The 14,541-nt window shown below is 52.1% G+C and carries 10 protein-coding genes; 2 read left to right on the top strand and 8 right to left on the bottom strand.

Annotation, left to right across the window (positions count from 1 at the left end; all coding sequences use genetic code 11):
• Positions 1-183: 183 nt before the first annotated feature.
• From dppF to eptB, 6 genes are all read right to left on the bottom strand, one after another.
• On the bottom strand, positions 184-1,188 hold the full coding sequence (dppF, locus tag JOE09_RS23005; RefSeq protein WP_123334543.1) for a dipeptide ABC transporter ATP-binding subunit DppF: 1,005 nt from the start codon (positions 1,186-1,188) through the stop codon (positions 184-186).
• Positions 1,178-2,164, bottom strand: coding sequence for a dipeptide ABC transporter ATP-binding protein (gene dppD, locus JOE09_RS23000; RefSeq protein ID WP_105593688.1), 987 nt, complete (start codon positions 2,162-2,164; stop codon positions 1,178-1,180). The genes dppF and dppD overlap by 11 nt, the downstream gene beginning before the upstream one ends.
• Positions 2,165-2,172: 8 nt before the next feature.
• Entirely contained in the window at positions 2,173-3,075 is a 903-nt protein-coding gene (gene dppC / locus JOE09_RS22995; protein WP_205067484.1) for a dipeptide ABC transporter permease DppC, read from the bottom strand.
• Positions 3,076-3,084: 9 nt separating this feature from the next.
• Complete coding sequence (dppB, locus tag JOE09_RS22990; RefSeq protein ID WP_200545876.1) at positions 3,085-4,104, bottom strand: dipeptide ABC transporter permease DppB; 1,020 nt, start codon at positions 4,102-4,104, stop codon at positions 3,085-3,087.
• Between the two features lie 196 nt (positions 4,105-4,300).
• Positions 4,301-5,911, bottom strand: a complete 1,611-nt coding sequence (dppA, locus tag JOE09_RS22985) for a dipeptide ABC transporter periplasmic-binding protein DppA (protein ID WP_205067483.1) — start codon at positions 5,909-5,911, stop codon at positions 4,301-4,303.
• 1,133 nt (positions 5,912-7,044) lie between these two features.
• Positions 7,045-8,745, bottom strand: a complete 1,701-nt coding sequence (eptB, locus tag JOE09_RS22980; protein WP_205067482.1) for a kdo(2)-lipid A phosphoethanolamine 7''-transferase — start codon at positions 8,743-8,745, stop codon at positions 7,045-7,047.
• A 256-nt stretch (positions 8,746-9,001) separates the two neighbouring features.
• Between eptB and JOE09_RS22975 the strand changes: the two genes are divergently transcribed.
• Positions 9,002-9,583 carry an HD domain-containing protein gene (locus JOE09_RS22975; protein ID WP_205067481.1) on the top strand — a complete coding sequence of 194 codons (582 nt, stop codon included), beginning with the start codon at positions 9,002-9,004 and terminating at the stop codon, positions 9,581-9,583.
• 149 nt (positions 9,584-9,732) lie between these two features.
• Complete coding sequence (locus JOE09_RS22970; protein WP_205067480.1) at positions 9,733-10,341, top strand: hypothetical protein; 609 nt, start codon at positions 9,733-9,735, stop codon at positions 10,339-10,341.
• Between the two features lie 205 nt (positions 10,342-10,546).
• On the opposite strand, the gene JOE09_RS22965 is transcribed toward JOE09_RS22970, so the two are convergent.
• Positions 10,547-10,981, bottom strand: coding sequence for a CaiF/GrlA family transcriptional regulator (locus tag JOE09_RS22965; RefSeq protein ID WP_205067479.1), 435 nt, complete (start codon positions 10,979-10,981; stop codon positions 10,547-10,549).
• Positions 10,982-11,166: 185 nt separating this feature from the next.
• The gene (locus tag JOE09_RS22960) at positions 11,167-14,361 is read right to left on the bottom strand and encodes an autotransporter outer membrane beta-barrel domain-containing protein (RefSeq protein ID WP_205067478.1); all 3,195 of its coding nucleotides are present in this window, start codon (positions 14,359-14,361) and stop codon (positions 11,167-11,169) included.
• Positions 14,362-14,541: the final 180 nt, after the last annotated feature.

Genomic DNA, 14,541 nt, shown 5'->3' with positions numbered 1-14,541 from the left:
TCTTTTCCTTAATTTTCCTTTAAATTATTAAGGTTATCCGTTAACTCGTTATCACTACTGGAAAAAATTCCCTTTATCGGTAAAACGACTCTTTTACTTATCTTAAGTGTTTAAGGTGTGTACAGTTTCAGCGTTGTTAAAAAGAAAGCGGAGCTAATCTCCGCTTTTGCATTATGGCCGCCTTCAGGCCGCCGGTTCGCTCTCATCCTGCTCAACGGCAAAGCAGGCGACCTGCTGCCCACCCCAGGATTTTAGCTGCGGCTGCAGCTGGGTGCAGGTGCCAAGCCGCCGACGGCAGCGGGCGTTAAACGCACATCCCGGCGGTGGATTCAGCGGGCTGGGCAGCTCGCCGGTCAGTTTGATACGCTCGCGCCGATCGTCCGGGTTAAGACGCGGCGTGGCGGAAAGCAGCGCCTGAGTATAAGGATGCCGCGGATTAGCGAAAATCTCCTCTTTGGTTCCCTTCTCTACGCAGCGCCCCAGATACATCACCATCACTTCATCGGCAATGTGCTCTACCACCGACAGATCGTGAGAGATAAAGATGTAGGAAAGCCCCAGCTCCTGCTGCAGGTCCATCATCAGATTCAGGACCTGGGCGCGGACCGACACATCCAGCGCGGAGACCGGTTCATCGGCAATCAGCACGTCCGGGTCAAGCATCAGGCCACGGGCAATAGCAATACGCTGGCGCTGGCCGCCGGAGAACATATGCGGATAGCGATCGTAGTGCTCCGTTTTCAAGCCCACTTTCGCCATCATCGCCAGGGTTTTCTCCCGGCGCTCGGCTTTAGTCAGGTTGGTATTGATTACCAGCGGCTCTTCCAGGATCTGGCTGACTTTTTTACGCGGGTTGAGCGAGCCATACGGGTTCTGGAAAACAATCTGAATCTTCTGCCGCCGCATCTGCTGCGCCTGCGGGTCGTGCTTCAGCAGATCCTGCCCCTGATAAAACAGCTGGCCTTCGGTTGGCGTTTCGATCATCGTCAGCAGGCGGCCCAGGGTGGATTTACCACAGCCGGACTCCCCCACCACCGCCAGCGTTTTACCGCGTTCGAGGTTAAACGATACGCCGTCCAGCGCTTTCACCAGTCGTTCCTGGCCAAACAGGCCTTTTTTGACCGGGTAATGCTTCTTCAGATCGATCGCCTGCATCAGCAGGGTCGGATTCGTTCCTTCAGGCTTCATAAGTTGGTCTCCCGGCATCATCCAGTGGGAAGTGGCATTTGGACTGACGCCCTGCAAGATCGCGCAGCGGCGGTTCTTCCGATCGGCAGCGGTTGGTGGCGTACGGGCAGCGTGGATTCAGCAGACAACCGTTGGGCCGGTCATATTTACCCGGCACGACGCCCGGCAGCGAGGCCAGTCTTGCCTTGTCGGTGGAAAATTCCGGCAGCGCGCGCAGCAAAGCCTGGGTGTAGGGATGGCGCGGTGCTTTAAAGATATCCACCGCTTTACCGGTTTCCACCACCTGCCCGGCATACATCACAATGATGTGCTGCGCGGCTTCGGCGACCAGCGCCAGATCGTGAGTAATCAGGATCAGCGCCATATTTTCCTGGCGTTGCAGATCCAGCAGCAGCTCAATGATCTGCGCCTGAATGGTCACATCCAGTGCGGTAGTCGGTTCATCGGCAATCAGCAGCTTGGGCCGACAGGCAATCGCCATCGCGATCATCACGCGCTGACTCATGCCGCCCGACAGCTGATGCGGATAGACATCCAGCCTGGAGGCCGGATCGGGGATGCCCACCTGGTTCAGCAGGTCGATCGCGCGCTGGCGACGGGTACGGCGATTACCGCCCTGATGCACCTTAATCGCTTCCATAATCTGGTAGCCCACGGTGTAGCAGGGGTTCAGGCTGGTCATCGGGTCCTGGAAGATCATCGCGACCTCCGAACCCACCAGCTGGCGGCGCTCTTTCTCGGAAATCTGCTGCAGGTTGCGCTGATCGAAGACCAGCTGATCTGCCATGACCTTACCGGGATAGTCGATCAGCCCCATGATTGCCAGTGAACTGACGGATTTACCGGAGCCGGACTCGCCGACGATACCGACCACCTGCCCCTGTTCAACCTGGTAGCTGATGCGGTCTACGGCGCGGAACGGTGCTTTTTCGTCACCGAAATGCACCGAGAGTTTATCTACAGTTAATAGTGCCATCTCGCTGCCTACTGTTTGAGTTTCGGGTCAAGAGCGTCGCGTAAGCCGTCGCCCATCAGGTTGAATGCCAGTACCGTCAGCAGAATGGCAACACCGGGGAAGGTGACCACCCACCAGGCACTTTGCGCATACTGCAGTACGTCGGAGAGCATGGTGCCCCACTCCGGCGTAGGCGGCTGCGCGCCCATACCCAGGAAACCCAGCGCGGCCATATCGAGGATCGCGTTGGAAAAGCCAAGAGACGCCTGCACGATCAGCGGTGCCAGGCAGTTTGGTAAGATATTGATAAACATCTGGCGCATCGCCCCTGCCCCCGCCACGCGCGAGGCGGTGACGTAGTCGCGGGTCACTTCCACCAGCACTGCCGCGCGGGTCAGGCGGATATAGTGCGGCAGGGCGACAAAGGTCAGCGCCAGCGAGGCGTTGACAATCGATGGGCCAAAGATCGCCACCAGCACCAGCGCCAGCAGCAGGCTCGGCAGTGCCAGCATGATATCGACCAGGCGCATAATCGCTGCATCAATCGCACCGCCGACATAGCCGGCGATCAGGCCGAAGACCACGCCCATAATCAATGACAGAACCACCACCAGACAGCCAACCAGCAGCGACAGGCGTGCGCCGTACATCAGGCGGGAAAGGACATCGCGGCCCACATCATCCGTACCGAGAAGGTACTGCCAGCTGCCGCCTTCATGCCAGACCGGTGGGCGCAAAAGCGCGTCACGGAACTGCTCTGCCGGGGCATGCGGTGCCAGGAAGTTGGCAAAAATAGCGATTAAAATCATTACGACGACGTAAACCAGGCCGATCACCGCGCCTTTGTTACGCTTAAAGTAGTGCCAGAATTCCTGTAACGGGGTCATCGGCTTGGGTGCAGCAGGGACGCTGCCCGGATCTACAACAGACATAGTGGCCCCTTATTTCTTGTGGCGTATGCGTGGATTGACCACGCCGTAAAGCACGTCGACCAGCAGGTTAACGAGGATAATCAGCGTGGCAACCATCAGCACGCCGCCCTGGACGACCGGATAATCGCGGCGCTGGAGTGCGTCGATCAACCAGCGACCCAGGCCTGGCCAGGAGAAGATGGTTTCGGTCAGGATAGCGCCGGCCAGCAGCGTACCGACCTGCAGGCCGATCACCGTGACCACCGGCAGCATCGCGTTGCGCAGCGCGTGGACGATAATCACCCGCATCGGGGTCAGCCCTTTGGCGCGCGCGGTGCGAATATAATCCTCGCCCAGCACTTCCAGCATCGCCGAACGGGTCATACGCACAATCACCGCCAGCGGAATGGTGCCCAGCACCACGGCAGGCAGGATCATATGCATCACGGCATCAATAAAGTCGCCCGGCTCGCCCCAGATCAGGGTGTCGATCAGCATAAAGCCGGTCAGCGGCAGCGTGTCGTCGAGGAAGACCGTATCGCTGATGCGCCCTGACACCGGGGTCAGGTTAAGCTGCACCGAAACCAGCATGATCAGCATCATGCCCCACCAGAAAATCGGCATGGAATAACCGGTCAGGGAGATACCCACCGCGGTATGATCGAAAATTGAACCGCGTTTAACCGCGGCCAGCACGCCAACGGGGATGCCGACGATTACCGCAAACAGCATGGCGCAGATGCCCAGTTCCATTGTCGCTTTGAAGCGCGGAACAAATTCGTCCCATACCGGAATGCGGCTTTTCAGCGACATACCTAAATCGCCGTGCAGCACGTTCCAGACATAGGTGAAGTATTGCTGCCAGAGTGGCTTATCCAGACCAAGCTGGGCCAGCAGCTGAGCGTGACGTTCAGCGGAGATCCCGCGTTCACCTGCCATAATCAGCACCGGGTCGCCGGGGATCATGTGGACAAACGCGAAAGTTAACAGGGTGATACCAATAAACGTTGGGATAACGAGTCCCAGCCGTCGGAGTATGAACTGCAGCATATTCCGTACTCTCTTCTGTTTCCCGCCGGTCTTAGCCTGCGGGATTATTATTGCTCACATCTTGTAGCCGGGTAGACCCGGCCACGACGCAGCGAACTGCGCCTTGACCTGAATAAACAAGGATTTAGCGGGCTTCGAAACATCGAAAGGGGTTGAACAGCCACCGATGCAGCTCTTCAACCCCTTATCGGGTTCGTTACTCGGCGATATCAACCTGGGCAAAGTAGTGTCCGCCCAGTGGATCAACCACGTAGTTGGACACTTTTTTGCTCACTGGCTCATACACGGTTGAGTGGGCAATGATCAGCGCCGGAGCCTGGTCATGCATCACCACCTGAGCCTGCTTGTACAGTTCGATACGCTTGTTGTGATCCTCAGTCGCACGGGCAGGCTGAATCAAATCTTCAAACGATTTGTCACACCAGCGTGAATAGTTCGAACCGTCTTTGGCTGCCGCACAGCTGAACAGAGTGGCGAAGAAGTTATCCGGATCTCCGTTATCACCGGTCCAGCCCATCATCACGGTCTGGTGTTCACCGGCTTTCGCGCGCTTCAGATACTCGCCCCACTCATAGGTGACGATCTTGGCCTTCACGCCAATCTTCGCCCAGTCGCTCTGGATCATTTCCGCCATGCGGCGAGCGTTCGGGTTATACGGACGCTGTACCGGCATCGCCCACAGGTCGATAGCAAAGCCATCGGCCATACCCGCTTCTTTCAGCAGCGCTTTGGCTTTTTCCGGGTCGTAGGCGTAGTCCTTCACGGCGTCGTTGTAGCCCCACATGGTTGGTGGGATCAGGTTTTTCGCCGCCTGTCCTGCACCCTGGTAAACCGCGTCGATGATCGCCTGCTTGTTCACCGCCATGGTCAGCGCCTGGCGAACTTTCAGGTTATCCAGCGGCTTTTTCTCAACGTTAAACGACAGATAGCCGACGTTCAGACCCGGCTGCTCCATCAGGTTGATTTTGGTGTCTTTCTTCATGCTGGCGATGTCAGCAGGATTTGGATACGGCATCACCTGGCATTCGCCTTTCTGCAGCTTGGCGTAGCGCACCGATGCATCAGGGGTGATGGAGAACACCAGGCGGTCAATCTTCGGCTTCTCGCCCCAGTAGTCCGCGTTGGCTTTATAGAGAATACGTGAATCTTTCTGATACTGCTGCAGCTGGAATGGACCGGTACCGACCGGGTTCAGGTCGACTTTTTCCGGAGTGCCCGCTTTCAGCATGTTGTCGGCGTATTCCGCAGACAGAATAGAGGCAAAGTCCATTCCCAGGTCGGCGAGGAACGGTGATTCAGGGCGGGTCAGGACGAAGCGTACGGTGTTGTCGTCAACCTTCTCAATTTTGCTAATCAGGTTAGGCATGTCCATGCCTTCAAAGTATTCGTAGCTGCCGCCGGAAACCCCGTGATACTTGTTATTTTTATCCAGCTGGCGCTCAAAGGTGAAAACCACATCGTCGGCGTTAAAGTCGCGCGTTGGCTTAAAGTCTTTGGTCGTTTGCCACTTCACGCCTTTACGCAGATGGAAAGTATAGGTTTTGCCATCTTCACTGACGTCCCATTTTTCCGCCAGAGCCGGGTGCAGTTCCGTGGTACCGATGGTGAATTCCACCAGACGGTTATAAATCTGGCGCGAGCTGGCATCGTAGGTGGTACCGGAAGTAAACAGCTGAGGGTTAAACCCTTCTGGCGATCCTTCAGAACAATAAACCAGGGTTTTCGCCTGTACGCTGGCGGCCATCATTAGTGCGATCGCGCTGAAACCGACCTTCAGCATCCCGGATTTAGTCAGGGAAATACTCATGCTTAGCTCCAATAGTGATGTGATGTTGTGTGTTGCGTGCCGACCGATAATTTTTTTGTGTGGTCTGGCGTAATGCCTTGCGGCGTCAGTCCTGGGAGCGGAGTTTGCGGTTTCCATACGATTGAGAAACCTTCAGACAAATCTCCTTACCTTTTGTGCTGGGGTTTCAATTTGTCAACAGTTTCAAGGAACGTCAATACAATCGTAGTGTATTTACGCAGAGTGTGAGAAACCGCATGCAAATATTAAAAAAACAATTAGCTCTATTTTGCGGATTAAAAACTTATGACTTCGTCACAAAACCAGATTAATCGCTAAATACGATGCTGATATCCAGCGGATCGCGTTGAGAAAAAACCTTTAAAATAAACCGAATAACCCCGTCTGCCGCGCGATAAAATTATCCATATGGCTAACTTATAGATAAATATGCTGCAACGGTCCGGTGAAAAATCGTCGTTTAACGTGAATCGGACATCAACATAATTCGTCGCGAATTAAGATTTTATTTACATATATAACATCATGTTAGGTTGTTTTTTTGTCGGATTTAATGCGGGTTGAAACGGTGGATAATTTTGCAACAGTAGAGTTTTATGTTGGGGGTGGGGAGATTGTCGGACGGGTATAAAGCCACTGGTACGCGTGAAGTGATTGGCTGGAATATTGGTGTTGCCTTTAACGCTGGTGGCGTTCGCGGGCGGGTTCCGGCTCTGATCGGCTGGTCCTAGCGCCTCGCGCCACGCGCGCTGCGTGGTTCCCTCACGCCGTTCGTCAGCCTGTCGGACCGCCTCAGACGGGCCGTCCTGGACCGGCTGCGGCTTTTGGCCGCGTCCATGCGGCCAAATCCTGGCTTCCTCTCTTCGTTCAGCGCTGTGGATTGCCGGTTCAGAGCCGGAACCCGTCCGCTCTGCGGATTTAGCGTCGTCTGTTTTAAATGTCGGCCTGGTATTTGAATTGGGGGTGGCGTACTGGGGGAAAGGTCGATCTGGCGGTTTTACTGGCAGGGTATTCAGGTGTGGGGGTAACGGGCAGGATGTTCTCCTACCCGATTAAGCTGCAAATCGATGAAAGCCAGCACCACGCCGGTCCGTCGACGTGATTGAGTTTTGGGTAACCTAAGCCAGAGGGGCTTATTTCGCCGTACTGCCCTCTGCCACTGCTTTCGGGTCGGCACACCAGTTATTCGCCTGCTTAATACCGCCGTTGGGTGAGGTATAGCCCAGGCAACCCATAATGGTATCGAACAGCTCTACGTGGCGATGCGTTTTGCCCGCGCGTTGCTGCTCCTGCAGGCGTTCAAATGCACTTTTGTTGTTGGCATCAGCCAGATACTTGTCCGACGCCCAGACAATCATCGGCACGCGGAACTGCTCCGGTGGGGCCATATTGCGCGGCGTGCCGTGCAGGTGCATGTTGTCGCTGATGGATTCACCGTGATCCGCCGCGTAGAAGACGATGGCTTTCTTATCGCGCAGCTGGTCGAACACGCTGTCCAGTACCGTATCGGTATACAGTACCGAGTTATCGAAAGCGTTAATCAGCATGGCTTTACTGCAGGTGTCATCGACCCCCATACATTCCGGCTGATAGCGCGCGTACTCACGCGGGTAACGCTGCGAGTAAAGATAATGGGAGCCTTTGGTATGCAACACCACCAGATGTTTTCCCTGCGGATGGCGATCGATTGATGCCTTCAGCTCCGGGATCAGCAGCATGTCATCCACCGATTTGCCCTGATTACGCTGCTCGGAGCCAATCTGCTCGCGGAAGACATAGTTGTCGGCGTCGGTATTGTTGTAGAACCAGACTTCGCTCTGCATAGCGAACAGCTCGGAGCTGAATCCTAACTCTTTCAGCACGGCGAAGACGTTTTGCTCTTTCAGGGTGCGTCCCGGGTTGTCCATGGTACCGCCCTCGCGAACGAACATGCAGCGCAGGGAAAGCTTGGTGGCGGTATCACAGGATTCGCCACGGAAGGCGACCAGATTTTTTTCCTGCGAAAGCTTCGGTGTGGTATCGCGCTCATAGCCCAACAGGCCCATGTGGTCCCAGCGCGTAGTTTCACCGATCACAAATACCACGTAGGTATCGTCAAGACCCGCGGCGGGCGCAACGTAGCTAAACTTCTTCGCCGGATCGAGCAGGTCATCATGCTCCATCTTTTCATCGTAGCTGGTGTAGGCAAACAGCCCCAGCGCCGAGAGCCAGTTTGACGGCAGATAAGAGTGAGCCACGACGCCACCGTAGCTTGGCAGGTCAATATTGGTCAGTTTCTCGTTGGCGCTTTGCAGCTTGTCGAAGTAGCGAATCGGCAGCCAGACCAGAGCGACGGCCAGCAGCAGCGTCAGCAGTGGTTTAATACGCTGGCCTGGGGTTTTGAGCTGTTCCAGCAGCGTCATTCGTTGTTTATTGGTCCATATCAGCACCAGCGGCACGATGCTGACCAGCACCATCCACAGAATAAAGTGATATCCCACGACCTCTTTCGACAAATCAACGTCGGTCGTCATGACCGACGCGACAATCCCATAACCAATAACCACGTTGAAGAAGGTCATATAATAGCTGGCCGAAACGGATATCAGCACCAGCAGGGTCGCGGTAACGCGATAGAACCATTTCCCACCCAGCGACAGCAGGCGCATCAGGAAGAAAGTGAGCAGAACCGCTGCGGTCACTTCCGCCAGTGCGGAGAGCCACTGCATGGGTTTAAAACTGGAGAACAGAGGATCAAAGCGTCGGTAAGATACTGAAAAATTTAAGAAAATACCGATATAAACGGCCAGCATCAGAGATAACTTTTGCTGGGTAAGCATTCTAATATAATTCATTGGGATTTTAGTCCTGGCATGACCTAAACAATTTCTATACACATTCTGAACATTTATCAGACCCTGGTGCTGTCAGAGAGTTCGGAAAAAACCTATAAACCTAAATTCCCTTTTATAAACAAACTATTCTTACAGCATAAATGCCGACACAGATGACCATGACCGATCGTTAATCACGCTGCGTGATGGCATTCTGTTAACTAACCACTCAGCCGATACAATCGCCTCTTTTCGAAGTCAATCGGGGAAAATCACCATGCATACACTCGAAGAACGTGCCCGGCGCTATGCCACTAAAGCGCATGCGGCGGCTGGACAGAGACGCAAGTATACCGATGAACCCTATATCGTCCACCCCGAAGCGGTAGTGGAACTGGTTCGCAGCGTCAGTGATGATGAAGAAATGCTGGCTGCCGCCTGGCTGCATGATACCGTTGAAGATACTCCCGGCACACTCGGTGATATTAAAGCGCGTTTTGGTGAACGGGTCGCTTCTCTGGTTTCTATGCTCACCAACAGCGGAAATCTTCCCGGCCAGAACCGTGCCGCGCGAAAAGTCGCTCACTTTCGTCATACGGCTGAGGCGTCACCTGATGCCCAGACGATTAAGCTGGCCGACATTATCGACAATACCCGTTCTATTATTCATTTCGATCCGCATTTCGCCCGTATCTATCTGGTTGAAAAGCGCGTGCAGATAGCCTTACTGACCGCTGGAGATCAAACGCTATGGCAGTCCGCCAATCGAATTATTGAACAGGGTATCCATCAGCTCGGCCAGCCGCCTTACAATGTTCCCGACGACTGGTTTGCTCTTCAGGAAGCGAAATATCGATAAGTATTGATAACCAGCGGACACAGGTTCTGTTTCTAAGCAGGCGGCTACCCTGGCATTCTGTGCCATTGTATGGTCCACGGCATAGAATGCCAGGAATCAAGATTTCACATCCCTATAATTGCCCGGAGATTAGTTTACCGGGGGCAATAATGTCTGAAGATCTGCTTACAATTAGAAATAAAATTGGTGTTTTTTTTATCTTTGCAGCATTTCTTAGTGCGATGATGGGATTAGTATTTATTGATGTGGTCTGGATGAGTGATGAGGTGCATGAAGCTTCATTTACGGAAATCACTCAGGAATTAATACTGGGTGTGATCGTATTTTTGTTTATTCGTCATGCCAGAGATTCTGTAGATCAGCAGCCGATACGAATTCTGGTCGCTGGCTTTTTTGCCTGCATGTTGATTCGTGAGCTGGATTTTTTGTTTGATAAAATCAGCCATGGAAGTTGGTTTTGGTTCGCGCTGGCAGTAACGTTTGCTTCACTTATCGCCGCGATCAGGCATCCTCGTTATCTGATTTCGGGGCTGGCTGATTTTATGCGACATCCCGCGTGGGGAATGATGGTAGCCGGTATGCTCACTATCCTGGTGTTTTCACGCCTGTTTGGTATGAATGAGTTATGGCGGCATCTGATGCCAGACGGTTATAACCGCACGGTGAAAAACATGGCAGAAGAAGGGAGTGAACTGCTGGGATATACCCTGTGTCTTTTTGCCACGCTCGGGTATTTATTCACCGAAAAGAAAAAGTAAAAGAAAGATTGATCGCGCAATTAAGATGATTTTTTAAACATGTTGCTTGTTAAATGTGCGATCAATTATATCGACTGTACTGTATCAGAGTAAACTGTATTGTTTTGGCCTGTAATTATCAAAAAATCATATTGGTTATTTTTTTTAATAACATTTAACTATAAAATATCCATGGGTTTCAACAAATAATAAGGCAGGTTGATTTTTATGTTGCAAGCTGCGGGATATTCGCAACGCATTCACCTTTAGTCTGGTGATAGATACCTGATTGAGTCTTTACTTTTGATGTTTTTTCAGCTGTACCTGCAATTCTGACCTCCTCAACCTTGATCTGATGGCATAAGCGGCGCGTACCCTGAGCTTTTACCTTTCTTGTCTGGCAGATTATGACGTCTGTCTTACGTAAAATATAAGACAGCTGGAAGGATGCCCTGCGCTCGGTAATAGCAAAGACCTCAGAAACTTGTTTATGTCCAATCCACGTTTTCTGCATCAGACCCCATAATGCGATAAGAACATATAAAGGCTGGTCGGCATACTGACTTAATTCCGCAGGCACGCGGCCACCGTCATGATTGCTCTGTTTTACCACCTTGGTTGTTCCCTTATCGGGAGAAATAACGTTTTCGTCTTTACTCATAATCATGTCGTCCCTGTTTGATAAGAAATGTACACTACCGATGAGATTCAAGGCTCTTTTTTTCACGTGAAAATGGGAAAAATGGGCAAAGAGTATTTGCCCAACCCGCAGTGACACAGAAAAAATAACTATACGCAGCTAAAAAAATAGTTCCCCATTGCTAAAGTTAGCAATGGGGATAGGGTTTACCAGGAGTAATTCACGCCCACGTTTGCCTGCCATGGACGCTCAAGGTTGTCGCCAGTGGTATAGTTGAAGCTGGCATAACCGCCGACATTTTTCATCAGTTGAACTTCTGCACCGCCGCCAATCTGGAATGCAGCACCATCGATGCTGTTATTCATATTAACGTTGTTCAGTCTCACTTCATTGCTATCAGCAAATTCGTTGAGCGCTGCCATGTGCAGGTAAGGTTTGATATAGCCTTGATTCAGTTCGAATGTATAACCCACATCCGTACCGATTTCGCCTACCATTGATTTGAAATCGTCGCCATTGACAACCATGCCGTTATTCATGGTGTAGTGTGCACCATCAATGGCACGACCGGTCGCTTTCACATACGGTTCAGCAAAGTAACCGCTGTCTTCCCAGGTGTAACCCAGTTTCATACCCAGGCCATAGCCGTTGGTAGAGAAGTCAGAACGTGAACGTTGACCATCCAGAGTACGGGCATCGCCGCTGTTACTGAAATGATTGTACTGCGCGGACGTATCAACAAAGATGCCATTTTCGAAGCGACGAGACAGATAGAACTGTGCGCCGTAGCTATCGAGATCGCCGCTGCTGTTCATCACGTCAAGATCGGAACGCGCTGACGAGAACGCCACACCGGCTAACCAGCTGCCGCCATTCTTCGCATCAAACAGGTTATCAACGCCCAGCATAACGCCGTTGGTATTTAACTTATACCCAGCACCGGCTGACGTTGTATTGTGGTTTTCTCCACCAAAGTAAGAGATCCATACACCACCGTCATCCCTGGCGTGGCGTGAAGCATTCATATGCTGGTTAAGTGCATCCGACTCCATGCTGGCAACATTCACCTGCGCGGCCGCCATGCTTAATGCCGTTACCGCGCTGTTTGACAGGTGGCCATTATTTTTAAAATAAACGTTACGTTCGTCGTGCACTTTGTCATTCAGAATGTCCTGAACGTCATATTGGTAAACACCCAGCTCGGTGCGGCCAATGAAGTGCGCATCGCTGCCTTTATCCAGATAGTTAACGAAGCTGTGAGGATTCACGCCATTAACGCGGTCGCGATCGGCAATGTAGCCGTCTTTGACATAAGGTTCTACGCCAGAGTTAGCGATTTCCAGACGGTACTCACCCTTTGCTGTGCCTTTAACCTGAACTGAACCATAGGTGTAATCACCACCGATGTTGAGCAGCGGCTCGGCTACGGCTTTACCCACGGTGATAACCGAAGTCTGATAATGGCCAGCGCTGTCTTTGTCCTGGTTCAGATTACCATGAACGACAACGCGTGCAGCGCCCAGGTCTTCATAGCGGCCGCGATCGCCCAGAGTTGCGGTGTCGTCTGCCAGGTTGATCAAATTCAATGAGGAGGCAGAAAGGTTCATGTCATGAACGTCGCTGATTGCCAGACCGCCATCAGCCGTTGCAGCGGCATTCCACACCGCGCCGTTTTTAACGTTCATGTCCGGGTTCCATGAAGATACCAGGGTATCGTCAGGACGAGAAATGTTAGTAATACCGCCGACTTTACCATTCAGCGTACTGTGGTTCAGGTTAACGGTAACCGGCGTCCACGCATTGCTGGCATTCACCAGAATGGTATTGCTGACGCTGCTGACGGCATTTTTATAGATGGAAGACGCAGACAGTGAAGCATCAATTGCCCCCTGTGCCAGAACCACCGGCGCTTTCGCATCGGTCACGTCGGTCAGTTGAACAACGTAGCCAGTGGCACCGCGAGCGGTGATGTCACCGTTTACCACGGTATTGTTGGTCAGATTCAGCGTGGTGCCGTTGTGTTCACGATCCATAGCCTGCGTATTAGTAATGCTGGCACCGCTTGCAACATAGTCGCCGGTCTTCGCATCACGCACTACGGTTACGTTGATCGTTGGCGTATAGCCGTCGTGGGTCAGATTCACGTTGCCATTCAGCGTTGAGCCATTCACATCCACGCGGTTAGCATGACCGGACATGTCCAGTGCAGAACCTGCGTTGTTTACCCCAGCGGACAGCGTTGAATTGTTGGTCACGGAGACAAATAAACCAGAACCGGAGATGGCTACCGCAGTGGATTTGCTGTCGGCATCGCGGCTGTAGTTGCCGTTATTTTTATGGCTACCGTCGTAGTTATCATCTTCACGAACCGCAGCGATATTTTTTGCCGTGATCTGAGCGTTATCTAAAACAACGTTTGGCGTTTTAGCAACCTGATGGGTCAGCGTCTGATTCGCAGCAATATGGTTACCGTTGCTGTCAACCGCGTAATTCATGCTGCTACTGTTAATGCTCAGGCCGGTCGCTGAAGGACGCATGGTATAGACATGCTCTTCACCTTGAACATTTCCTGAAGGATCAACCGGCACGGAATCCGTATTAAGCGTGTTATCGATAGTGGTATTTTTAATCACCAGCACATCGCGAGCGCGATCGTGCGTAGCGGTTTCCTGCAGATTACCATCAACGGCAACGGCTGCTACGCTTTGATTCAGGCTTTTCACCTGAGAATATACAGCTGCGTTTTGCAGGCCAAAAACACCGCCGGTGCGATCGACCGGGCTGATATAAACGTCAGAGTTACGATCGAGCGCGATAACTTTGCTGACGGTTAAAGGAATTTTATTTCCGGCCGTATCAAGTACAAATGTACCGTCGGCTTTTTTCTGATACTGAATAGCGCCGCTGGCATCACGTTGATAAAGCGTTACGCTCTGTGTTTTTTGATAGCGATTATTCGCGGTACCCATTTTCAGGCCATCAACGACACCAACCGGAACAGAATAACCGTTCGCTGCTGTGGCTTTTGCCAGACGCTCACCATGTACGGCACGTTGGTAATCTTCGAAAATAATGTAGTTGGCATCGCCTGGCAGGCTTGGAACGGTCGAGTTCAAGTAGTCTTTGTAACCGCTGCTGTTTACCAGAGCGTGAAAGCCCTGAGTATTCGTATTAATGGCAACCCATTCACTACCGGTAAGGGTGTTATTGACAATCGGAAGGTCGCTTCCGCCAATAAATACGGCACCGCCGCCAGTATATTGACCCTGGGCATCATGGCTTAACACAGCCTTGTCTTTTACTGCGACGGAAGATGACGTGGTGGCGGAAAACGCTGGGGTACTAAGGCTGACGATAACTGAAGCCGCCAGAACACTCAGCTTGAAACTGTTTTTTCTCATCACTGCAATTCCTTTTATAATAAACAATTGAACAGTTCGCCTCACTGGCTCCTGTTTTATTTCATTAATTTTTAAGCATAAAACCTCACGCCAGAAATAAAAAATTATCTCAGCGGAAACTAATTACAGATTTAACTCAGAAGAAAATATATCCCTTCAAATTATCCTCCATGAAAATTA

The sequence above is a fragment of the Pantoea coffeiphila genome (assembly GCF_016909495.1).
Lineage (GTDB): Bacteria > Pseudomonadota > Gammaproteobacteria > Enterobacterales > Enterobacteriaceae > Erwinia > Erwinia coffeiphila.
This window is presented reverse-complemented; position numbering and strand designations above follow the sequence as displayed.